General features: G+C 68.0%; 18 protein-coding genes. 11 read left to right on the top strand and 7 right to left on the bottom strand.

Translation table 11 applies throughout. The annotated features are described in order from the left end of the window. Positions 1-55: 55 nt before the first annotated feature. Complete coding sequence (locus BLV01_RS04795) at positions 56-388, bottom strand: hypothetical protein (protein ID WP_091794452.1); 333 nt, start codon at positions 386-388, stop codon at positions 56-58. Between the two features lie 757 nt (positions 389-1,145). On the opposite strand from BLV01_RS04795, the gene BLV01_RS04790 reads away from it, so the two are divergent. Beyond that, on the top strand, positions 1,146-1,907 hold the full coding sequence (locus BLV01_RS04790; RefSeq protein WP_175485768.1) for a glycoside hydrolase family 18 protein: 762 nt from the start codon (positions 1,146-1,148) through the stop codon (positions 1,905-1,907). A gap of 65 nt (positions 1,908-1,972) precedes the next feature. Here the strand turns inward: BLV01_RS04790 and BLV01_RS25180 are convergent, their stop codons facing one another. Beyond that, a complete protein-coding gene (locus tag BLV01_RS25180) occupies positions 1,973-2,227 on the bottom strand; it encodes a hypothetical protein (protein WP_139178467.1) in 255 nt (84 codons plus the stop codon). A 125-nt stretch (positions 2,228-2,352) separates the two neighbouring features. Between BLV01_RS25180 and BLV01_RS04785 the strand changes: the two genes are divergently transcribed. Together BLV01_RS04785 and BLV01_RS04780 are read left to right on the top strand one after the other, a co-directional pair. Further along, positions 2,353-3,291 (top strand): sterol desaturase family protein, encoded by a 939-nt coding sequence (locus BLV01_RS04785; RefSeq protein ID WP_217633439.1) that lies wholly within the window; start codon positions 2,353-2,355, stop codon positions 3,289-3,291. A gap of 71 nt (positions 3,292-3,362) precedes the next feature. Next, positions 3,363-4,406 (top strand): methyltransferase, encoded by a 1,044-nt coding sequence (locus BLV01_RS04780; protein ID WP_091794446.1) that lies wholly within the window; start codon positions 3,363-3,365, stop codon positions 4,404-4,406. A 25-nt stretch (positions 4,407-4,431) separates the two neighbouring features. Here the strand turns inward: BLV01_RS04780 and BLV01_RS04775 are convergent, their stop codons facing one another. Both BLV01_RS04775 and BLV01_RS04770 read right to left on the bottom strand, forming a co-directional pair. After that, the gene (locus BLV01_RS04775; RefSeq protein WP_091794444.1) at positions 4,432-5,190 is read right to left on the bottom strand and encodes a DUF3472 domain-containing protein; all 759 of its coding nucleotides are present in this window, start codon (positions 5,188-5,190) and stop codon (positions 4,432-4,434) included. Between the two features lie 300 nt (positions 5,191-5,490). After that, on the bottom strand, positions 5,491-7,335 hold the full coding sequence (locus tag BLV01_RS04770) for a P-loop NTPase fold protein (protein WP_091794442.1): 1,845 nt from the start codon (positions 7,333-7,335) through the stop codon (positions 5,491-5,493). Between the two features lie 414 nt (positions 7,336-7,749). Here BLV01_RS04770 and rfbB point away from each other — a divergent pair, with 414 nt between their 5' ends. The 4 genes from rfbB to rfbD are packed head-to-tail and all read left to right on the top strand — an operon-like array spanning position 7,750 to position 11,213. Further along, the gene (rfbB, locus tag BLV01_RS04765) at positions 7,750-8,802 is read left to right on the top strand and encodes a dTDP-glucose 4,6-dehydratase (protein ID WP_091794440.1); all 1,053 of its coding nucleotides are present in this window, start codon (positions 7,750-7,752) and stop codon (positions 8,800-8,802) included. Between the two features lie 35 nt (positions 8,803-8,837). Then, positions 8,838-9,722 (top strand): glucose-1-phosphate thymidylyltransferase RfbA, encoded by an 885-nt coding sequence (gene rfbA / locus BLV01_RS04760; protein ID WP_091794438.1) that lies wholly within the window; start codon positions 8,838-8,840, stop codon positions 9,720-9,722. A 34-nt stretch (positions 9,723-9,756) separates the two neighbouring features. Further along, entirely contained in the window at positions 9,757-10,314 is a 558-nt protein-coding gene (rfbC, locus tag BLV01_RS04755; protein WP_091794436.1) for a dTDP-4-dehydrorhamnose 3,5-epimerase, read from the top strand. Next, the gene (rfbD, locus tag BLV01_RS04750) at positions 10,311-11,213 is read left to right on the top strand and encodes a dTDP-4-dehydrorhamnose reductase (protein WP_091794434.1); all 903 of its coding nucleotides are present in this window, start codon (positions 10,311-10,313) and stop codon (positions 11,211-11,213) included. The genes rfbC and rfbD overlap by 4 nt, the downstream gene beginning before the upstream one ends. A gap of 335 nt (positions 11,214-11,548) precedes the next feature. Here the strand turns inward: rfbD and BLV01_RS04745 are convergent, their stop codons facing one another. Next, a complete protein-coding gene (locus BLV01_RS04745) occupies positions 11,549-13,327 on the bottom strand; it encodes a peptide MFS transporter (protein WP_254782496.1) in 1,779 nt (592 codons plus the stop codon). Positions 13,328-13,796: 469 nt separating this feature from the next. Between BLV01_RS04745 and BLV01_RS04740 the strand changes: the two genes are divergently transcribed. The 4 genes from BLV01_RS04740 to BLV01_RS04725 all read left to right on the top strand — a co-directional run bounded on the left by BLV01_RS04740 (position 13,797) and on the right by BLV01_RS04725 (position 20,329). After that, entirely contained in the window at positions 13,797-15,755 is a 1,959-nt protein-coding gene (locus BLV01_RS04740) for an OPT family oligopeptide transporter (RefSeq protein WP_091794790.1), read from the top strand. A gap of 133 nt (positions 15,756-15,888) precedes the next feature. After that, positions 15,889-17,970, top strand: coding sequence for a S9 family peptidase (locus BLV01_RS04735; protein ID WP_091794432.1), 2,082 nt, complete (start codon positions 15,889-15,891; stop codon positions 17,968-17,970). Positions 17,971-18,258: 288 nt separating this feature from the next. Then, a complete protein-coding gene (locus BLV01_RS04730; RefSeq protein ID WP_091794431.1) occupies positions 18,259-19,518 on the top strand; it encodes a DUF819 family protein in 1,260 nt (419 codons plus the stop codon). Positions 19,519-19,654: 136 nt separating this feature from the next. Then, positions 19,655-20,329 (top strand): hypothetical protein, encoded by a 675-nt coding sequence (locus BLV01_RS04725; protein ID WP_091794429.1) that lies wholly within the window; start codon positions 19,655-19,657, stop codon positions 20,327-20,329. Between the two features lie 230 nt (positions 20,330-20,559). Here BLV01_RS04725 and BLV01_RS04720 read toward each other — a convergent pair whose 3' ends face one another. Continuing rightward, on the bottom strand, positions 20,560-20,781 hold the full coding sequence (locus BLV01_RS04720; RefSeq protein WP_074872322.1) for a YbdD/YjiX family protein: 222 nt from the start codon (positions 20,779-20,781) through the stop codon (positions 20,560-20,562). Next, entirely contained in the window at positions 20,781-22,853 is a 2,073-nt protein-coding gene (locus tag BLV01_RS04715; RefSeq protein WP_091794428.1) for a carbon starvation CstA family protein, read from the bottom strand. Before BLV01_RS04715 ends, BLV01_RS04720 begins: the two co-directional genes overlap by 1 nt. Between the last annotated feature and the right edge of the window lie 73 nt (positions 22,854-22,926).

Here is a 22,926-nt window from a genome sequence, read left to right as displayed (position 1 = left end):
TCGCCGTCGCGCCGGCGCAGGCCGGCGCGACGGCGCCGCGGGGCGGCCGCCGCGCTCAGTTGCAGCGCCGCGGCACCGCGTACTTGGTGATGTTGGCCGGTTGCGGCAGCCCGGGCGGATTGCTCTGGCTGAAGGTCAGGAAGAACGCCGACGCGCCGGGAGTGACCGTCGCCAGGTAGCAGCTGATGCCGTCGGTGCCCATGTCCACGACCGAAGCGCCGTTGTTGACGCTCCAAGCCCAGTTGTAGGGGAAGTTCTGGCTCAGGCACAGCTTGTAGGCGGTGGGCTGGCCGATGCAGGGCGTGTTCGGGCCGTCGACGCTCTGCGCGCTGGCGCCGAAGCTGACGAGCAGGGCGAGCGCGAGACCGATCGTTTCCATGGTCTTCATGGTGCGTTCCTTGCGTGTGGATGTGCGCCGTATCCTGCCGTCGCGGACGCGAACGGTGACTCACGCTCGCTCACTGCGTCCCGGCCGTGGCTGCGTTCGCGGCCGCAGCGCCGGGCCCGGGCCGCGCGCACCGTGGCTTCGCCGCCTGCGGGTGGCCGGCCGAACGTCGCGCCGAGATGTCGGCCGGGCGGCGCGGGCGCGGTTTCCTCGCGAACGGCCGCGCGCGCGAATCCGTCGGTGCGCTCGACCTGCGCGACGTCCTTGCCGAACCCCGTCGAACCTCGCCATCGCCGCGGCCGCCGCCGCGGGCCGCGCACGCGCTCCGCCATCGGCGGCAGCCGGCGGCGATCCGCTCGTTCGTACGCATGCGTTGCATGGCGTTCTTGTCGTTCAGCCCGTTGCGCCGGCGCCGCGCATCGCCGCGGCCGCGCGACGCGAACGCTGTGACCTGCGTTCGCGCACGCGCCGCGCGCGGATGCGATAACTCCGCGTCGCGCCGCGCTGTCGGCGCGCATGGCGAAGCGGACCGTAGGGATGTTCGCCTCTTGGTTCGTTTCTAGGCTGGACGCGCAGGATACGGTTTCGAAAACGGCCCGCGCGCCGGTCAAATCGATAGCGTTTTCCAGCTAAAACCAGAGGAGATCAGCCAATGTTTGGAAAATCTGCGCTTCTTGCGGTCGGTCTAATGGCGTTTTTCGGCGTTGGCGAAGCGTCGGCGCGCAATGTCGTGTTCTTGAACAATCCTTCGCCGCAGAACGTGAAAGACGTAGGCCATTACCTGGTCAGCAGCGACGGCCAGCCGTTCTTCTCCGACTTGGTCCTGTTCGCCGCCAACATCAACGGCAGCACGCCCAACACGCCGGTGCTGTACTACAACGCCGAGATGAGCGCGATCCTCAAGGACAACATCAGCATCGTGCGCGGCCTGCAGGCCAAGGGCATCAAGGTCCAGATCTCCTACCTGGGCAACCACCAGAACGCGGGCTGGTCGTGCAACATGAGCGCGGCCGCGGCGACCAAGCTCGCCAATGCGATGGTCGCCGACGTGGTCAAGTACGGCCTGGACGGGATCAGCGTCGACGACGAGTATTCGCAGTGCTCCGGCAACGCCAAGGCGTTCTATTCGGTGCTCAAGGCGATCCGCGCCAACAGCAAGTTCGCCGGCAAGACCCTGTCGAAGGCGCTGTGGTCGGATTCCAGCTACTTCCGTTCGCCGTCGAACGCGGCCGACTACCTCACCGAAGGCTATGAGATGACCTACGCCGGCAGCGTGAGCTACCTGGCGCCGTACGTCGGCTACGGGATGAGCAAGAACGCGCTGTTCCTCGGCATCTCGCCGCAGTTCAGCCCGGCCTCGTCGGTGCGCTCGATCGCCCAGGACGTCGAGGACGGCGGCTACCAGGGCGTGATGATCTGGGCGCCGAACGCCTTCCTCGATACGGCTTCGGCCGAGGCGTACTACACGCAGATCGTCAAGGCGCAGGCGGGCGAAGCGGAGTCGGTGGACTACGTTCCCTGACCGCGGCGATGCCGCCATTGCGCTACGCGCGCCGCAGTTGCAAAACGCGACGCGCATCCGCGCCTTCAGCAAAAGCCCTCGTTCGCGAGGGCTTTTGTTTGCCCGCGGTCGCGCCGGCGCACGCGCGTTCGCGGCGCGATCCATGCCGCAGCGCAACCGAACGTGCGGTCGTTTCCGGTCGCGTTGAGCCGGCGGCGAAGCGGCATCGCGGCGCGTACGCGGCGCCCATCGCGCTGCCGGTGTGACCGCAGCGGCGCTGTTTTCCAGTGGTTTGAGATCGAAGCCAACGTGCGCATGCGCATGTCGCGCGCGGCGGCCATCCATGATCGCGGTCACCGATACGGCCGGATCGTTCGTGTACAAAGCTGCCTCGCCGAGCGGGCCGAGCGCCGCGCCGGCCGGCGCGGCCGCAGCCGACGCTGCGCGCAAACCACGGAGAATGGCGATGGCGTCCCAGCGCACATGCGAGCAAGCATCGCGATACCCGTTGCTGCGCCGCGCGGCCTATCCGCTGCTGCTGGCGGCAGCGCTGGCGACCGCGATCCTGGGCCTGCGCCTGCACTGGGACCCGGGCGCGACCAGCTTCTCGTTCCTGCTCGGAACCATGCTCTACCTGGGCATCCTGGAGCGCTTCATCCCTTACGACGTCGACTGGCATCCGACCCGCCGCGAGTGGGCGCAGTACGGCATCTACTTCCTGCTGACCGTCCTCGGCGGCGCGTTGTCGGCGGGGCTGGTCGCGGCCGCGGCGACCGCGGTGGCGCCGGCGCAGCCGCGCCTGCCGATGTGGGCGGAGATTCCGCTGGCGTTGCTGCTGGGCTCGCTCGCCGGCTATGTCATGCACCGGCTCAGCCACCACAACCGCTGGCTGTGGCGCGTGCACGGGATCCATCACGTGCCGGGCAAGGTCAACGTCGGCAACAACGGCGTCAACCATGTCTTCGACGTCGCCATCGACCAGTTCGTGGTGCAGTTCGCGCTGGCCCTGGCCGGGTTTTCCGAGGCTTCGGTGTTCGCCATCGGCATCTTCGTGCTGGCCCAGGGCTACATCGCCCACGCCAACATCGACGTGCGCCTGGGCTGGCTCAACCATATCGTGGTCGGGCCGGAACAGCATCGCCTGCACCACAGCACCGATCCGGCCGACGCCGGTCACTTCGGCGCGGAACTGTCGATCTGGGACCACGTGTTCGGCAGCTACACCTGGCGTCCCGGGAGCAGGCCGTTGCGGGTGGGGCTGATCGATCCGGCCACGTTCCCGCAGACCCGCTCGGTGTTCGCCAGCGTCCTGCATCCGCTGCGCCGGCGCGCGCGCTACGAGCATCGCGACGGCGACGGCCGCAGCGGCCCGGCGCCCGCGCGCGACCGCGCTGCGGACGGCTAGGGCATTGGTTTCCCGGCGCGCCGCGATGCTTGCGGCGGCTTTCCGAACGGCAACCGGCCAAGGAGAACACGATGGGCACGGCGAGCGACCAATCCTCTTCCACCCCGCGTCCGCCGGGGCCGGCGCAACTGGCCGCGAGCGGCGTGTTCGCGCGCGCGCTGGCGGTGGCGGCGCGCCTGGGCCTGGCCGAGCTGACCGCGACGCAGGCGCGCACGTCCGCCGAACTGGCCGCGCAGACCCGCACCGATCCCGAGATGCTGGCGCTGCTGCTGCACACCCTGGCGATGGCCGGCGTGTTCGAGATCGACGGCGAAGGCCGCTTCCGCCTCGGCGAGGCCTACCAGGCGCTGCACGGCGATCATCCGCAGTCGCAGCGCCACGTCTGCATCCTGATGGCCGAGACCTACGACGACGCCTTCGCCGGCCTGCTGGACACCGTGCGCAGCGGACGTTCCGGCTTCCGCGCCGCCTTCGGCACCTCGCTCTACGAGTACCTCGCCGCGCATCCCGAGGCCGAGGCGATCTTCGACGAAGCCATGGCCGAACTGGCGCGGCCGGTGGCGCGGGCGCTCGCCGCGCGTCCCGGCTTCGCCGCCGCGGCCACGGCGATCGACATCGGCGGCGGCAGCGGCGCGTTCCTGCGCGGCCTGCTCGACGCCCATCCGCATCTGCGCGGCATCTGTCTGGACCGCCCCAGCGTCTGCGCCCGCGCCGCGCAGCGCGCCGGCGGTGCCGGCGATGCGCGGCTGGAGTTCCGCGCGGCCGACGTGTTCGACGAGATCCCCGCCGGCGGCGACCTCTATCTGGTCAAGAACGTGCTCTACGACTGGTCCTTCGACAGCGGCCTGAAGCTGCTGGCCGCCGCGCGCGCGGCGATGGCGCAGACCGCCGCGGCCGAGCCGGGCCGGGCGTCGCCGCGCTTGCTGATCGTCGAGCCGCTGTTCGAGCGCGAATCCGATGCGCCGCGCGCCTTGTTCCAGAAGGTGATCTGCGAGGACGGCACGCGCGGGCTGGACGAGGCGCAACTGCGCCGCCTGGTCGAGGCGGCGCGGCTGCGGGTGCTCGGCGTGGAGCGCCTGGACAGCGGGCATACGGTGCTGGAGTGCGCGCCTTAGCCGGCGTCCGCGGCCGCGCGCGAACTCACTCCGCCGGCGACGCGAACCCGCCCAGATCGCCGACGATGTTGATGCACTTGCCGCCGGCGTCGCAGGCGGCGTGGACGATGTTGCGGTCGTTGCAGTTGCCGTAGGTCTTGGTGGTCTGGCTGCTGGCCGGCAGGTTGCCGTTGGCCACCGGCAGGTGGAACACCGAGGACTGCGCGCCGATCACGCTGCACGACGCCAACTGGTTGCTGCCCTGGCTGTATTCCTCGACGAAGCTGACCGTGGTGTTCTTGAGGCCGCTCCAGCCGGTGGGGATCAGGATCGTGGCGACCGCGACGCTGTCACCGGTCATCAGGTCGGTGACGGTGCCGGTGACGCGGTTGGACGCGCGCGCGACCTCGACCTTGTACTTGTGCCCGGTCTTCCAGTCCCACTTGAGCTGGCATTGCACGCCGCTGCCTTCGTGCGAGAAGTGGTTGCAGGCTGCGCGGCTGGCCGGGTCCCAGCCGCTGGCCAGCCAGATCGAGAAATTGATCCAGTGCTGGCCGCTGCGGTTCTGCAGGCCGATGTAGCCGCCGTCGCCGCCGACGAACCAGAACTGGTTGGCCCAGAAGTAGTTCGAGCGCGCGCCGCCGTCCTGGACGACCTGATCGTAGAAGCTCATGCGGTCGTAGCCGGCGGCCGCGGCCGGCCAGCGCGCGTCGGTGCTGACGATGCCGCCGACGACGACGGCGTGCGCGGCGGGCGCGGCCAGGGCGCAGGCGGCGAGCAGGGTGAACGGGACGAGATGCTTCATCGGAGACTCTCCTGCACAAGAAAGGAGGTTGTACGCCGCTCGCGTGTGGATCGCGTTCGCGAGGGCGGCGCTGAACCTAGCACCGGCAGTTGAGGCGGAGTGGGGTGGATAACGTTGTCAGCTTGACGCGAAGCGGCAGGCGATCACGGTCTGGTGATGGCACGGCGGGCGTAGTGTGGCTGCGGGTCTAGGGGGAAACACCGACGCACGTTTGGCGGACGCTTCGTTGCGGTAATTCAGGAGAATTGGGCCGCGTGCGCTTATCGTTGCAGGACAACGTTGTCTTCTGATGTTCGCCGCTCAGGCACTTTCAGCTTCGTCAAGCCTCTTGATGGCAGGTTTCAGATAACTGTCGATCAGCCCGTTCAGACGCAACCGGGTGAAGTGGCTGATATTCAGGTCACGCTTGAGCATCGACAACAGTTCTTCTAGCCAGTGCTTTTCGCGGCGCAGTAAAGTGTTGCGTTTCGGGTCCTGATAGCGAAGGAGGATCGCCGAAAAGACCGCCTCCTTGTTGCGGATGCTGAGGCTGTCGAATGCCGGGTAGAAATCGTGCAGCTTTAACTGTTTGAGTACCGGGGCGCGGGTGTAATTGTAGAAAGAATCGGGGTCGGCGATTTTTTGCTTGAATTCGTCCAGATTTTTCGTCATCAATTGCAGCAATTCGCGCGCATAAAGCGGATATAGGTCCTGCTCGGCCTTGTGCCCGGTCTCTGTCAGGTTCTGGAAAATCGTCATGAACTCCTGTGATGTCCTCATGTAGACATCCAGCCCGTCGTAAGCCATGCCTTCCGATGGATGCTGTTGCGGCATCGATTCGAGCGGGAGTAGTCGTTTTTCGTTGAGGTCCTCGACATACGCAAGGCACTGTTGAACCACGACGTCCGGATTGAACGAAAGGAAGTTCTGTTGGGCAGCCCATAGCCTCAGTCCGAAAACATGCAGGATTTCTCCTGCTATTGCGAAGTGGCGCTGCTCGAACTGCTGTTCCATTTCAGTCAGGGCCGCTTGGAACTCGTCGTCTTCGACATCTTTCCAATGCCACACGGTCTTCCATGCTTGCTTCTTGTCCGGCGGAGCGAACGCGGGACTGCGATCGAGCGACTCGGCGATCATGTCCTTGTCCAGAAATCCACGAATCAGTACGTCGATTAATATCCGGTTGGACAGCGCAGGATCGTATACGTCCGCGTCGCGGTAGCGCGTGGCCGCGTCGCGCAATGGCGCGGGCTTTTCGATGCGCAACGCGCCATCGTCGTCGTCACGACTTTTCCTGCGACGGATGTACTCTTCGATAGCTCGGCTGCTGCGAGGCTCGATGTCCACTTCGTTCAACCGGCCTGCCTTGATCTCCAGAGACACGGCCGCGAAGGTGGCGAGCACTTTGGCGCAGCCGATTTCGTTGGCGCGGTGGCGCGCGTCCATGAGTGCGTACAAGCGCTCGAAGTCCCACAGAGTCTGTTGCAGGATGCGCAGGTTGTGCGCCTGCGACTGCTCGAAGATCCGCGTCAGCGGTTGTTTCTGGCTGGCCACGAAGTCGCGGGTCTGTGCGTCCTTGATCTTCCCGATGAAAAGGTCGAGCACCCGGGCCGTGTCCGGACGGATCTGCAAGGTCTTGCCGATCAGCTTCTCGCGGCGACGCCGGTACTTCGCGTCCGCCCGTGCATCGATCTCGCTTTCGTTGGCGATCAGAACCACCTTGCAGCCGTTGTGCTCGACGAACTCGTTGATATAGCCCAGCACGACGTCGATCGGCATCGTGCAGCGCTCTAGATCGTCGAACACATACAGGCCGCCGCGGAACTTGTCGACGATGTCCGCAAGCTTGAGGTTGGTGGAAATCTTGAACATGCCTGCTGCTGATTTGATCAGCCCTGCGGTGATCCGGGTGGCCTTGTGCCCCGCCACCGGAAACATCGCTGCGACGATGGCATCGTCGATGTCTTCCGTCTTGGATACCCCATAGAGGCTTACATAACAGTAGCCCTGGGGGCCGACGAGGCGTTTGAGCAGGTCGCGGACCAGATAGGTTTTGCCGATGCCCCAGGGGCCGTCGAGCATCACCGCATAGCCCGGCGGATGTTCGGCGTCGAGGGCGGTGTAGTAGCTCAGGAAATCTTCGATGTGGCGATTGACGTTTTCCATGTCGTTGCCCCTGCCGTTCCCCGGCCGATGAAGGCGAACGGTAGCAGGACCCGGACGGCCCCTCCAGCACCGGTCCGCCCGCTGTCGACGGCCATGCCGACGACCGCCAGGGCATTCCCCTGGGGCGGCACCGCATTCGGGGCTTAGAGGGCATTGCGCACAGTTCCGATGCAACCGTGCGCGCGAATGCGTAGTGTCGTGGCACACAAGCTGTAGGCAAGCCGTCCATGCCCCTGGCGGCGGTGCCGGCGGCGGTACAAAAAGTCCTACAATCAGCCCCTTGCCGTGGCCGACGGGCAGGCTGGAGCGATCGTGCGAGCCCTGGGCCGCACCGGGCTCCGCGCCATGCCCTCATCGTGTCCACGGCCCGCAGTCCGCAATAGCAACCCGCAATGTCCCCAAGGAGTGTCCTGCGTGCCCACCTGGCTAGTGACCGGCGGCGCCGGTTTCATCGGCGGCAACTTCGTCCTCGACGCGGTGCGCCGCGGCGTCAAGGTCGTCAACCTCGACCTGCTCACCTACGCCGGCAACCGCGACACCCTGGCGCCGCTGGACGGCGAGGCGGGGCACGTGTTCGTCCAGGGCGACATCGGCGACGCCGGGCTGGTCGGGCGGCTGCTGGCCGAGCATCGTCCCGACGCCGTGGTCAACTTCGCCGCCGAGAGCCACGTCGATCGCTCCATCGACGGCCCGGCCGCGTTCGTGCACACCAACGTGGTCGGCACCCTGAGCCTGCTGGAGCAGGCGCGCGACTACTGGAAATCGCTCGGCCCCGCCGGCCGCGACGGTTTCCGTTTCCTGCACGTGTCCACCGACGAGGTCTACGGCTCGCTCGGCGACGACGGCAAGTTCAGCGAGACCACGCCGTACGCGCCGAATTCGCCGTATTCCGCTTCCAAGGCCGCCTCCGATCATCTGGTCCGCGCGTTCCACCACACCTACGGCCTGCCGACGCTGACCACCAACTGCTCCAACAACTACGGCCCGTACCAGTTCCCGGAAAAGCTCATCCCGCTGGTGATCGCCAAGGCCCTGGCCGGCGAGGCCCTGCCGGTGTACGGCGACGGCATGAACGTGCGCGACTGGCTGTACGTCGGCGACCACTGCGCGGCGATCGCGCGCGTGCTCCAGGCCGGGCGGGTCGGCGAGACCTACAACGTCGGCGGCGACGCCGAGCGTCCCAACCTGACCGTGGTCAAGACCATCTGCGCGCTGCTCGACGCGCGCCGCCCGCTCGCCGACGGCCGCGCGCGCGAGTCGTTGATCGCCTTCGTCGCCGACCGCCCGGGCCACGACCGCCGCTACGCCATCGACGCGTCCAAGCTCAAGAACGAACTCGGCTGGGCGCCGACGGTGACCTTCGAGCAGGGCATCGAGCGCACCGTCGAGTGGTACCTGCAGCACCAGGACTGGGTGCGGCGCGTGCTCGACGGCAGCTATCGACTCGAACGAATCGGCCAGGCCTGACCGGTGACGATCCGCAGTTCGCAAGGGGACATGCAATGAACCGCAAGGGCATCATCCTGGCCGGCGGCTCCGGCACCCGGCTGTATCCGATCACTCAGGCGATCAGCAAGCAGCTGCTGCCGGTGTACGACAAGCCGATGATCTACTACCCGCTCAGCGTGCTGATGCTGGCGGGCATCCGCGAAGTGCTGGTGATCAACACCCCGCATGAGCAGCCGCTGTTCCAGCACCTGCTCGGCGACGGCTCGCAGTGGGGCATGCGCATCGAGTACGCTGTCCAGCCCAGTCCCGACGGGCTGGCCCAGGCCTATCTGATCGGCCGCGACTTCGTCGCCGGCCAGCCCAGCTGCCTGGTGCTGGGCGACAACATCTTCCACGGCCCCGGCCTGACCGCGATCCTCAAGCGCGCCGACGCGCGCGGCGAAGGCGCGACCGTGTTCGGCTACTGGGTCAGCGATCCGGAGCGCTACGGCGTGGCCGAATTCGACGGCGAGGGCCGGGTGATCGGGCTGGAGGAAAAACCGCTCAAGCCGCGTTCGCGCTATGCGGTGACCGGCCTGTACTTCTACGACGGCCGCGCCAGCGATTTCGCCGCCCAGCTCAAGCCGTCCGCGCGCGGCGAGTTGGAGATCACCGACCTCAACCGCAAGTACCTCGACGAAGGCTCGCTGCACCTGGAGCAGCTCGGCCGCGGCTACGCCTGGCTCGACACCGGCACCCACCAGTCGCTGCTGGAAGCGTCGAACTTCATCGAGACCATCGAGACCCGCCAGGGCCTGCGCATCTGCTGCCCGGAGGAGATCGCCTACGGCAACGGCTGGATCGACGCGGGACAACTCACCGAACTGGCCCGGCCGTTGACCAAGAACGGCTACGGCCAATACCTGCTGAGCCTGATCGAACGCGGCCCGGTGCCGTGAGCGGCGGGCTGCGGCGACGCAAGCGACGTACCCCATGAAAATCATCGAAACCGATCTGCCGGGCTGTCTGGTGCTGGAACCGCAAGTGTTCGGCGACGCGCGCGGCTTCTTCTACGAATCCTTCAACCAGGACAAGCTCGACGCCGCTGGCCTGCGCCTGCGCTTCGTCCAGGGCAACGTGTCCTCGTCCGCGCGCGGCGTGCTGCGCGGCCTGCATTACCAGTGGCCCAAGCCGCAGGGCAAGCTGGTCAGCGTGCTCGACGGCGAAGTCTGGGACGTGGCGGTGGACATCCGCCGCGGCTCGCCGCACTTCGGCCGCTGGACCGCGGTGCTGCTCAGCGGCGAGAACAAGCGCCACTTCTGGGTGCCCGAAGGCTTCGCCCACGGCTTCGCCGTGCTCAGCGAGCGGGCCACCTTCAGCTACCTGTGCACCAACACCTACGACGCCCAGGCCGAAGTCGGCATCCGCTGGGACGACCCCGGCCTGGGCGTGGACTGGCCGTTGAGCGAGCCGCTGCTGTCGGCCAAGGACCAGGCCGCGCTGTGGTTGCGCGACGTGCCCGAAGAGCGCTTGCCGGTCTACGCGCCATGAGCCTGGGCCGGGTGCTGGTGGTCGGCGGCGACGGCCAGCTCGGCGTCGAACTGCGCCGACGTCTGGCCAGCGATTCGGACGAGGTGCTGGCGACCACGCGCAGCGGCCGGCTCGCCGACGGCGGCGCCTGCGAGGCGCTGGACCTGGCCGAAGCCGAGGCGATCGCGCCGCTGCTGCAGCGCCTGCGTCCGGACCATGTGGTCAACGCCGCGGCCTACACTGCGGTGGACCGCGCCGAATCCGAGCCGGAGTTGGCGCAGGCGATCAACGCGACCGCGCCGGGACGGCTGGCGCAGGCCTGCGCCGCGCTCGGCATCGGCTTGATCCACTTTTCCACCGACTACGTCTTCGACGGCCGCGGCCAGCGCCCGTACCGCGAGGACGATGCGACCGCGCCGCTCAACGTCTACGGCCGCAGCAAGCTCGCCGGCGAGCGCGCCGTCGCCGCCAGCGGCGCGCGCCATCTGGTCCTGCGCACCGCATGGGTGTACGCGGCGACCCATGGCCACAACTTCCTGCGCACCATGCTGCGCCTGGGCGGCGAGCGCGAAGAACTGCGCGTGGTCGCCGACCAGCGCGGTTCGCCGACCCCGGCCTGGCTGCTGGCCGAGGCGGTCGCGCGCATTCTCGAACGCGGCATCGGCGAATCCGGCGTGCGCCACCTCGCGGCCGCGGGCGAGACCACCTGGCACGGCTTCGCCGAAGCGATCTTCGCCGAAGCGGTGGCGCGCGGCCTGCTGGCGCGCGCGCCGCGGGTGCTGCCGATCGCCGCCGCCGAGTATCCGACGCCGGCGCAGCGGCCGGCGTATTCGGTGCTGGATACGCGGCGGCTGCGCGAGGAGTACGGATTGGCGTTGCCGGACTGGCGCGATGGCTTGCGGGTGGCGATGGAGCGCTAGCGTTTGTCCTGGCTTGCGCGAAGCCGTGATGCAGCGACTGCGCAGTGGCCGGTTGCGTCGCAGGCGCGGTGTCGCGGTCGCGGCTCGCGCCGCTCCTACAAGGGGCTGTGGTAAGCGCGCGGCGATGCGCTAGCGCAGGGCAGGGCGGTTGCGTCGTTGCTGCGGTGTCGCGGTCGCGGCTCGCGCCGCTCCTACAAGGGCTTCGGGTTGCGGTGCGTCCTGCTGTAGGAGCGGCGCAAGCCGCGACCGGGCAGCTGCCGGTCGCGCCGAAGCTACCGGTCGAAAACGAAAAAGGGCGCCCGCGGGCGCCCTTTTTCATGCCGCGGACCGAACGCTCACTGCACCCCGTGCATCCACCGCTTCAGCCACGGCGACAGCAGCAGGAACACCACGCCCGAGCCGATTCCCAGCCAGGTCAGCATCGAGAACAGTTCGCCGTACTTGAGCGAGGCGGAGGCCATGTCGATGACGCCGCCTTCGGGAATCTCCAGCGACGCGATCTTCGCCAACTGCGCCGCCAGCACTTCCGAGAACGCGGTCGACAGCCAGAACGCGCCCATCATCAGGCCGACCACGCGCGCCACCGACAGTTGGGTGACCGCCGACAGGCCCAGCGGCGACAGGCACATCTCGCCGATTTCCAGCACCAGATAGGCCAGCACCAGGTACCACACGCTGGCCAGTTCGCCACCGCCGGAGATCTTGGCCGCGGCGACCAGCGGCAGGAACGACAGGCCGGCGAGGATCAGCCCCAACGACATCGTCACCGGCTTGCTCGGGTTGCGCCCGCGCCGCGCCAGCCACGGCCACAGCCACGAGAACAGCGGCGCCAGCACCACCAGGAAGAACGGGCCCAGGTAGGTCAGCGAGCCGGCGGTCTGCGGCACCAGCACCACGTCGTGGGCGGTGGCCACGGCCAGGCCCAGCACCAGCAGCCCGACCAGCGCCTTGGCCAGGCCGCCGCGGCCGCGGTCGCTGGCCATCAGCGCGGCTACCATCAGCACCGGGCTGGCGGCCATCGAGAACAACGACCACGGCAGCGGCGGCTTGTAGCCGGCGGCGGCGACCACGCCGAACATGTCCTTGGTCATCAGCCGGTCGTTGAAGGTCACCCACGAGCCGTAGGTCTGTTCGTACAGGGTGAAGAAGATCAGCACCGCCAGGATCAGCACCACCAGCGCCAGCATCTGCTCGCGCTGGACCTTGGTGCACTGGCGGGCGATGAAGCCGAAGAACCAGATCATGAACACCAGCAAGGTGGCGAGCATGATCGCCAGCGCCGCGGTGAAGCTGAGGCCGCCGAGCTGCAGGGTGACCTGCGAGGCGAACTGGATCGTGCCCCACAGCACCAGCACGCCGCCGGCGCTGCCCAGGTAAATCCAGGCTTCGCGCGAGAGGCCGTTGACCTTCTCGCGCAGCTTGGCCGGTTCGGCCGGTTCGGCGTGGCCGTGCAGGTAACGCTGGCCCCACAGGAACGTCGCCAGCCCGGCGATCATGCCGATGCCGGCGGCGCCGAAGCCGTACTTCCAGCCGTAGGTCTCGCCGAGGAAGGCGCAGATCAGCGAGGAGAACAGCGCGCCGACGTTGATGCCGGCGTAGAACAGGGTGAAGCCCGAGTCGCGGCGCGGATCGTCCTGCGGATAGAGCTTGCCGACGATGGTGGAGATGTTGGGCTTGAGGAAGCCGACGCCGGCGATGATCAGCGCCAGCGACAGGTAGAACACCTGCATTGCGGTTTCGTCGCGCACCACCTTGCCGTCGACCAGCTTCGCCGCGTGGCCTTCGTAGGCCATGCCCAGGTGGCCGAGCACCAGCAGCACGCCGCCGAGCACCACCGCCTTGCGCATGCCCAGGTAGCGGTCGGCGACCAGGCCGCCGATCACCGGCACCGCATAGACCAATCCGCCGTAGGCGCCGATCAGGTCGTAGCCGGCGTCGTCGCCGAACAGGTGGTACTTCAGCAGATACAACAGCAGCAGCGCCTTCATGCCGTAGAAGGAGAAGCGCTCCCACATCTCGGTGAAGAAGCAGACGTACAGGCCCTTGGGATGGCCGAGGAAGTCGTCGTCGCGGGCGGCGTGGGGCGCGGGCGTAGCGGAGCTTGCTGCGGTCACTAGCGGATTCCGGTCGGCGGTGGGCGCGAAGAGGCGGAGTATAGGCCGCGGCGGCCGGGGCCAGGGCAGGGCGGTTTTGCCGGGCCGGCCGCATTCGCGCGGGCTTCATGCCGGCACTGCGGGGCTTTGCGGACGAGCTTTTGTGGGAGGGGCTTGAGCCGCGACGCTTTCGGCTGCGCTCGCCGGCAGGGCTCGTTCCCGGCCGAAACAACAGCGTCGGGGCTCAAGCTGCTCCCACAAAAGCCGTCCCGGCGGCCGTGCGTTCGGCGGTTTTCCCGCGCAACCCCGGAAAAATCCGCCTGTTCATGCTATCGCGCGGGCTTTTGCCCAATCCCGCTTTTTGCCGCACTGCACTTTTACAGGCGGGCGCGGCGGATGCGATCATCGGCGGATTGCCCCGCTGCCGGCCCGCCGGACGAGCGTTCGCATACACCGCCGCACCGCCCGCCCACCCGCGATGGAGACGCCGATGGCCTCACCCGCCAAGCAGCCCCAATTGACCTTCCGCGCCGTCCTGCTCTCCGTCTTCCTGGCGGTGATCCTGGCCGCCGCCAACGCTTACCTGGGCCTGTTCGCCGGCCTGACCATCGCCACCGCGATCCCGGCCGCGGTGATCTCCATGGCCGTGCTGCGCCTGCTCGGCGGCGGCACCATCCTGGAGAACAACATCGTCCAGACCGGCGCCTCGGCCGGTTCGTCGATCGCCGCGGGCGTGATCTTCACCATTCCGGCGCTGGTGATCCTGGGCTACTGGCAGGACTTCCGTTACTCGTGGGTGCTCGCCATCGCCGGCCTCGGCGGCCTGCTCGGCGTGCTGTTCTCGGTGCCGCTGCGGCGCTCGATGATCGTCGAAGACCCGCTGCCCTTCCCCGAAGGCAAGGCCGCCGCGGAAGTGCTCAAGGCCGGCGAGAACCCGGGCCCGGGCATGAAGATCCTCGGCCTGGCCGGCGCCATCGGCGCCTTGCTCAAGCTCGCGGCCGAAAGCGGCATGAAGCTGATCCCGGACAACGCCGTGGTCTCGGGTTTCATGGGCAAGTACCTGGGCTACATGGGCACCAACCTGTCGCCGGCGCTGATCGGCGTGGGCTACATCGTCGGCCTCAACGTCGGCATCGTGGTGGTGTCCGGCTCGATCCTGTCGTGGCAGTTCGCGATCCCGATCTACCACATGTTCTTCCTCGACTCCGATCCGGCGCTGGCGGCGAAGATCGCCGGCGGCAGCGCGGCCGACATCGGCGGCGCGATCTGGTCGGCCAAGGTGCGTTACCTCGGCGTCGGCACCATGCTGATCGGCGGCGTGTGGACGTTGTTCTCGCTGCGCAAGTCGCTGCTGTCGGGGGTCAAGAGCGGCCTGGCCGCGGCGCGCAAGAGCGCGGCGGTCGGCGAAGTCGCCGAGACCGACCGCGACCTGCCGATGAAGTGGATGCTGGTGGCCCTGGTCGGCTTCGTGCTGCCGCTGCTGCTGCTGTATCAGGCCATCGTCGGCAACTGGTTCGTCAGCGTGCCGATGACCATCATCATGATCGTCGCCGGCTTCCTGTTCGTGTCGGTGTCGGCGTACCTGGCCGGCCTGATCGGTTCGTCCAACAACCCGGTCTCGGGCATCACCATCTCCACCATCCTGTTCGCCTCGGCGGTGCTGGTGCTGATGCTGGGCCGCGACTCGCCGATCGGCGCGGTCGCCGCGATCATGATCGGCGCGGTGGTGTGCTGCGCCGCGGCGGTCGGCGGCGACAACCTGCAGGACCTCAAGGCCGGCTACATCGTCGGCGCCACGCCGTGGAAGCAGCAGCTGATGCTCGGCATCGGCGCGTTCTCGTGCGCGCTGATCATGGCGCCGGTGCTGAACCTGCTGGCCGCCGCCTACGGCATCGGCGCGCCGACGCCGGAGCATCCCAACTCGCTGGCGGCGCCGCAGGCCACGCTGATGGCTTCGGTCGCCAAGGGCCTGTTCGGCGGCGAACTGCCGTGGACGATGATCGGCATCGGCGCAGGCATCGGCGCGATCATCATCGCCTTCGACGAATGGCTGAAGTCGCGCCAGGCCAAGTTCCGCGTGCCGGTGCTGGCCGCGGCGATCGGCATCTACCTGCCGCTGGAGCTGATGGTGCCGATCTTCCTCGGCGGCCTGCTCTCGCACATCGTCGGCCGCCGTCGCGGCCTGACCGCGAACAGCAGCGAAGAGGAAAGCGACCGCGTGCACCGTCCGGGCACCCTGTTCGCCGCCGGCCTGATCACCGGCGAGGCGCTGATGGGCATCGCCATCGCCTTCCCGATCGTGATCACCAGCAACCGCAACGTGCTGGCGCTGCCGGAGGCGTTCCACTTCGGCCCGCTGGTCGGCCTGGCGGTGCTGGCGGCGGTGGTGTGGCTGTTCTACCGCAGCAGCAAGAACGCGACCACGCCGGCCGCGGCCGCGCACGACTGATCCGCCGGCGACGGCCCGGCAGCGATGCCGGGCCGTCGCGCATTCGGTCCCGCCGATCTTCCCCGCAAGTGCGGCCGCGCTTCGCGCCGCCGCTTCCCCGCATCGCTCACCGCTCAACGTTCAGAGGTTCGCCATGACGCCACGCCACGCCCTCCTGCCGCTGGCCCTGTCGCTGGCCTGCGCATCCGCGCCGGCTTTCTCGCTCACGCCGCCCGCGCCGCAGGGCCTGCAGATCCGCGACCTGGCGAGCATGGACCGCTATTCCTCGCCGACCCTGTCGCCCGACGGCCGCCAGTTGGTGTTCGCCAAGCGCACGGTCGACTTCGCCGCCAACAAGTCCGCCACCTCGCTGTGGATCGAGGACCTGTTCGCGCGCGACGCCGCCCCGCCCAAGCGCCTGACCCCGGACGGCTGGAGCGTCAATTCGCCGGCGTTTTCGCCCGACGGCAAGACCGTGTACTTCCTCAGCAGCAAGGGCGGCAGCTCGCAGCTGTACTCGCTGCCGCTGAGCGGCGGCGTGCCGAAGCAGGTGACCGCGTTCGACGGCGACGTCGGCGGCTTCCAGCTCTCGCCCGACGGCAAGCGCATCGCCTTCAACGCCGAGGCCTATCCCGATTGCGCGGCCGACCTGGCCTGCAGCAAGAAGAAGCTCGACGCGGCCGAGAAGAGCAAGGCCTCGGGCAAGGTGTTCGACCGCATGTTCATCCGCCACTGGGACGCGTGGAACGACGGCCGCCTCAACCGCCTGTTCGTGACCGACCTGCCGGCGGCCGGCAAGACCGCGGCGAGCGCCAAGCTGGTCAGCGGTGAAGTGATCGGCGATGTGCCTTCGCGCCCGTTCGGCGACAGCAGCGAGTACACCTGGTCGCCCGACGGCCAGTCGCTGGTGTTCAGCGCGCGCAAGGCCGACGCCAAGGAACCGTGGTCGACCAACTTCGACCTGTACCTGGTCGGCGCCGACGGCGGCGCCGCCAAGAACCTGACCGCCTCGAACCCCGCCTGGGACACCGGCGCGACCTTCAGCGCCGACGGCAAGACCCTGTACTACCGCGCGATGAAGCGCCCCGGCTTCGAAGCCGACCGCTACGCGCTGATGGAACTCGACCTGGCCAGCGGCAAGGCGCGCGAGATCGCGCCGCAGTGGGACCGCTCGGCCTCCAACATCGTGCTGTCGGCCGACGGCAAGACCATCTACACCACCACCGAAGACCTCGGCCAGCAGCCGTTGTTCGGCGTCGACATCGCCAGCGGCAAGGCCACCCGCCTGATCGCCGACGGCACGGTCAATTCGCCGACGCTGGCCGGCAAGACCTTCGCCTTCACCCGCAACACGCTCAAGAGCGGCGACCAGATCTTCGTCGGCGGCCTCGACGGCGCGCCGGAGCGCGCGATCACCCCGAGCGCGTCGGACATCCTGGGCAACACCCAGTTCGGCGATTTCGAGCAGTTCGAGTTCAAGGGCTGGAACGGCGACAGCGTGTACGGCTACGTGGTCAAGCCGTGGAACTACCAGGAAGGCAAGAAGTACCCGGTCGCGTTCCTGATCCACGGCGGCCCGCAGGGCAGCTTCGGCAACGGCTGGAGCTACCGCTGGAACCCGCAGACCTACGCCGGCCAGGGCTACGCGGTGGTGATGATCGACTTCCACGGCTCCACCGGCTACGGCCAGGCCTTCACCGACGCGATCAGCCAGCACTGGGGCGACCGCCCGCTGGAAGACCTGCAGAAGGGCTGGGCCGCGGCGCAGAAGAAGTATTCCTTCCTCGACGGCGACAAGGCCTGCGCGCTGGGCGCGTCGTACGGCGGCTTCATGGTCAACTGGATCGCCGGCAACTGGCAGCAGCCGTGGAAGTGCCTGGTCAGCCACGACGGCGTGTTCGACCAGCGCATGATGGGCTACGCCACCGAAGAGCTGTGGTTCACCGAGTGGGAGCAGGGCGGCACGCCGTTCGAGAAGCCGGCCGCGTACGAGAAGTTCAACCCGGTCAACCACGTCAAGGACTGGAAGGTGCCGATGCTGGTCATCCACGGCCAGCAGGACTTCCGCATCCCGGTCGAGCAGGGCATCGGCGTGTTCACCGCGCTGCAGCGCCAGGGCATCGAGTCCAAGTTCCTGTACTTCCCGGACGAGAACCACTGGGTGCTCAAGCCGCAGAACAGCGTGCTGTGGCACGACACGGTCAACGGCTGGCTGAAGCAGCATATCGGCCAGTAAGCGACGCGGGTTCTGGTGTGCGCGAAGGCCGCCTCCGGGCGGCCTTCTTGTTTTTGTTTGTATCCGATAGCCGCGTCGGCCCGTCTACGACTGTAGGAGCGGCGCGAGCCGCGACCGCGATACCTCGCCTGCGTCGTATGTGCGGTGTCGCGGTCGCGACTTGCGTCGCTCCTACAGCGGCTGCGGCCGCATCGCGCCACCTGAACTCGCGTCGCGCCACCACCGGGCCTTGCCCGTCGGGGCCGATCCGAAGTAAAAGCGGAGTCGCCTTAGCCAGGGGAAGCCCGCATGCCCGACACCGCCCGCGCGGCGCTCATCAGCAACGACATCGTCGTCCTCGGCCTGATCGCCACCACCCTCGGCCTGGTGTTCTGGAGCTCCTCGCAGCAGACCGGCTTCTGGAAGAAGTTCTACACCTTCGTCCCGGCGCTGCTGCTGTGCTACTTCATCCCCGGCATCTACAACACCGTCGGCCTGGTCGACGGCAACAACACCAAGCTCTACAACCCGGTCGCCAGCCGCGTGCTGCTGCCGGCCGCGCTGGTGCTGCTGACGCTGACCATCGACCTCAAGGGCGTGCTCAAGCTCGGGCCCAAGCTGCTCATCATGTACGCGGTGTCCTCGCTGAGCGTCGCCTTCGGCGCCATCGTCGCGTTCGTGGCCATGCGCGCGCTGCATCCGGAAACGGTCGCCGGCGACACCTGGGGCGGCATGGCGGCGCTGGCCGGCAGCTGGATCGGCGGCGGCGCCAACATGCTGGCGATGAAGGAGATCTTCCAGGTCGACGCGACCACCTTCGGCCAGTTCGCCGTGGTCGACGTCGGCGTGGGTTATGTATGGATGGCGGCGCTGATCTTCCTGGCCAGCCGCGCCCAGGCCATCGACGCACGCAGCGGCGCCGACGTCAGCGGCATCGAGGAACTCAAGCGCCGGATCGAGGACTTCCGCGCCCAGCACGAACGCGTGCCGACCCTGGCCGACCTGGCGATGATCGTCGGCATCGCCTTCGGCGTGGTCGGCCTGGCCCATGCCATCGCCACGCCGCTGTCGGCCTGGTTCGGCGCCAACGTGTCGTGGGCGCGCACGGTGAGCCTGCACGAGCCGTTCTTCTGGGTGGTCGCGGTGTCCACCTTCGCCGGCCTGGGCCTGAGCTTCACCCGCGCGCGCCAGCTCGAAGGCGCCGGCGCATCGAAGATCGGCAGCCTGTTGCTGTACTTCCTGATCGCCTGCATCGGCTTGCAGATGGACATCCTGGCGCTGCTCGACAAGCCGTGGCTGTTCGCGCTGGGCCTGATGTGGATCGTGGTGCACATCGCGATCCTGTGGGGCGTCGGCCGCTTGCTCAAGGTGCCGCTGTTCTATTTCGCGATCGGCTCGCAGAGCAACATCGGCGGGCCGGCTTCGGCGCCGGTGGTGGCCTCGGCGTTCCATCCCTCGCTGGCGCCGGTGGGCGCGTTGCTGGGCACGCTGGGCTACGCCACCGGCACCGGGCTGGCCTATCTTGTCGGCATCACCTTGCGTTCCATCGCCGGCGATACGCCGGCTTGATGTCTCCTGTAGGAGCGGCGCAAGCCGCGACCGCGTAACCTCACATGCGACTTAAGCGAGATTGTGCGGTCGCGGCTTGCGCCGCTCCTACAGATAGATCGCGCGGCGTCCGCGCGTCGGCAAGATAAAGGCTCTGATGACCGCGACATTCCAATCCCTGGCCGCGCACTGCGGCATCGCCCTGCCGCCGATGCTGGAGCGGTTGCTGGCCGATGGCCGCACGCGCTACGGATCGAGCCGGGAGGACTGGCAGGCGAACTGGTTCGAGTACACGCTGCGCGCGCGGCCGCTGCTGTCCTGCGTCTACGACCTGGAATGGATCGGCCCCGAGCGGGCGCGGCAGATCGCCGAGGAATGGCTCGATCCGCGTTTCCAGGACGGCCGCGCGTTCCTGCCGTTCGCGATCTCCGGCGCCGGCGACGCCTATTGCCTGATGCGCACCGCCACGGGCGAGGCGGCCGGGGCCGGCATGGTCTGGCACGACCGCGGCGACAGCGCGATGGACGCGGCCGGCTTCGAGCAATTCGTGTTCGCCCGGCTGGTGGAAAGCGCGCTCGACTTCGAGCATCTGCTGGACGATTTTTCCCCGATGCAGGCGCGCGAGTGCGTGCTGGCCAATCTGCAGGCGGCCGCTTCCTATTTATCCGACGCGCCGGCGCAAGCGCTGCGCTCGCTGGCCGCAGCCGCGGGGCCGGTGGCGGACGATTCCACCGGCATGATCGACGAGGACGTCGCCGCGCGGGCTTTGTCGGTCTATCCGGCGTTCGAGTCCCCGCGTTTCGCGGTGGTTCCGCGGTGGGAGTGCGGATAGCGGCGTCGCGACCGGGATACCGCGGTTGCGTCGTATCTGCGGTGTCGCGGTCGCGGCTCGCGCCGCTCCTACAGGAGGATCGCGAGGCCGCGCCGGTCCGTGGGTTGCCGCGTACCCACCCGCCGTCATTCCCGCGTTCGCGGGAACGACGAGGGGAGAGGGCGTGGCGAATCCGCATACGAAAAAGGCCGCCCGTAGGCGGCCTTTTTCTTTCTCGCGCATTCAGCGCTTCAACAACACCCGATCCGCCCGCCGCCATAACGCGCTTCCTGGCGTTGGCGGAAGAACGTCGCGTAATCCGGAATCGGCCGCTCCGGATGCTTCTCCATGAGATGCCGGACGTAGTTGTCGTAATCCGGCACCCCGCAGCACAGCCGCGCGGTCTGCACGATGCGCCGCCAGGCGCGCTTGAACGACTGGTACTGGCCGACCGGAACCAGCGCGGTGCCCATCACAGGCTCCCCATTTCGTGCGGTTTGAGCGCCACGTAGGGCGACTCGCGGTCGCTGCGCTGCGGGTTCGCCCGCGCCTTCGCGATCGCGCCGAGCGAATACACCAGCACGCTGAACACCACGAACAGGAACAACGCGGTCAGGCCGGTGTTGACGTAGCTGTTGACCATGATCTGGTGCATTTGCTCCAGGCTCTTGGCCGGCGCGGTGACCTCGCCCTTGGCGATGGCGGCGCTGTACTTGTGCGCCTGGGCGAGGAAGCCCACCGCCGGGTTGGAGTCGAAGATCTTGATCAGGCCGGCGGCGGTGGTGCAGATCAGCAGCCAGATCGTCGGCACGATGGTGACCCAGGCGTAGCGGTCGCGCTTCATCTTGAACAACACCACCGTGCACAGCATCAGCGCGATGCCGGCGAGCATCTGGTTGGCGATGCCGAACAGCGGCCACAGGGTGTTGATGCCGCCGAGCGGATCGACCACGCCCTGGTAGAGGAAGTAGCCCCACAGCGCCACGCAGCCGCCGGTGGCGATCAGGTTCGGGCCCCAGGCCTCGGTGCGGCGCAGCGCCGGCACGAAGCTGCCGAGCAGGTCCTGCAGCATGAAGCGCCCGGCGCGGGTGCCGGCGTCGACCGCGGTGAGGATGAACAGCGCTTCGAACAGGATCGCGAAGTGGTACCAGAACGCCATCGTGTTCTCGCCCGGCAGCACGTTGTGCAGGATCTGGGCGATGCCGACCGCGAGCGTCGGCGCGCCGCCGGCGCGGGCCAGGATGGTGTGTTCGCCGATGTCCTTGGCGGTGGCTTCCAACACCTCCGGCGTCACCGCGAAGCCCCAGCCGCTGATCGTCTGCGCGACCGCGTGCACGTCGCTGCCGACCAATGCGGCCGGGCTGTTCATGGCGAAGTACACGCCCGGGTCGATCACGGAGGCGGCCACCAGCGCCATGATCGCGACGAAGGATTCCATCAGCATGCCGCCGTAACCGATGTAGCGCATATGCGATTCGTTGGCGAGCAGCTTGGGCGTGGTGCCCGAAGAGATCAGCGCGTGGAAGCCCGACACCGCGCCGCAGGCGATGGTGATGAACAGGAACGGGAACAGCCCGCCCTTCCACACCGGGCCGTTGCCGTCGGTGAACTGGGTCAGCGCCGGCATGCGCAGGTCCGGCATCACGATCAGGATGCCGATGGCGAGGCCGACGATGGTGCCGATCTTGAGGAAGGTCGACAGGTAATCGCGCGGCGCCAGCACCAGCCACACCGGCAGCACCGCGGCGACGAAACCGTAGCCGATCAGCATCCAGGTGATCTGGGTGGCGGTGAAGGTGAAGGCCGGGCCCAACACCGGATCGGCGGCGACCTTGCCGCCGTACCAGATCGCCAGCAACAGCAGCACCAGCCCGACCACCGATATCTCGCCGATCTTGCCGGGCCGGATGTAGCGCATGTACACGCCCATCAGCACCGCGATGGGCAGGGTCGCGATCACGGTGAACATGCCCCAGGGGCTTTCCGCCAGCGCCTTGACCACGATCATCGCCAGCACCGCGAGGATGATGATCATGATCAGGAACGCGCCGAACAGGGCGATGGTGCCGGGGATGCGGCCCATCTCCTCGCGCACCAGGTCGCCGAGCGAGCGGCCGTTGCGGCGGCTGGAGACGAACAGGACCATGAAGTCCTGCACCGCGCCGGCCACGACCACGCCGACGATCAGCCACAGCAGCCCGGGCAGGTAGCCCATCTGCGCGGCGAGTACCGGTCCGACCAGCGGGCCGGCGCCGGCGATGGCGGCGAAGTGATGGCCGAACAAGACGTGCTTGTTGGTCGGCACGTAGTCCAGGCCGTCGTTGTTGACGAACGCGGGCGTGGCCCGGGTCGGGTCGAGCTGCATCACCTTGTCGGCGATGAACAGCGAGTAGTAGCGGTACGCGACCAGATAGATCGACACCGCGGCGGTGACGATCCACAGCGCATTGATGTGCTCGCCGCGCCGCAGCGCGACCGTGCCGAGGCAGAACGCCCCGAGTACCGCGAGGGCCGCCCAGCCCACCTTGCCCAGACCATTTTTCATGACGACCCTCCCGGATAGGACCCAGGAAGCGTCGCGCCTGGGCCCGGGCGGGTCAATGCGCAGCGCGGCAAAG

Source organism: Lysobacter sp. yr284 (assembly GCF_900107375.1).
Lineage (GTDB): Bacteria > Pseudomonadota > Gammaproteobacteria > Xanthomonadales > Xanthomonadaceae > Lysobacter.
Note: the sequence above shows the minus strand (reverse complement) of the source record. Positions and strands in the feature narration are given on the sequence as shown.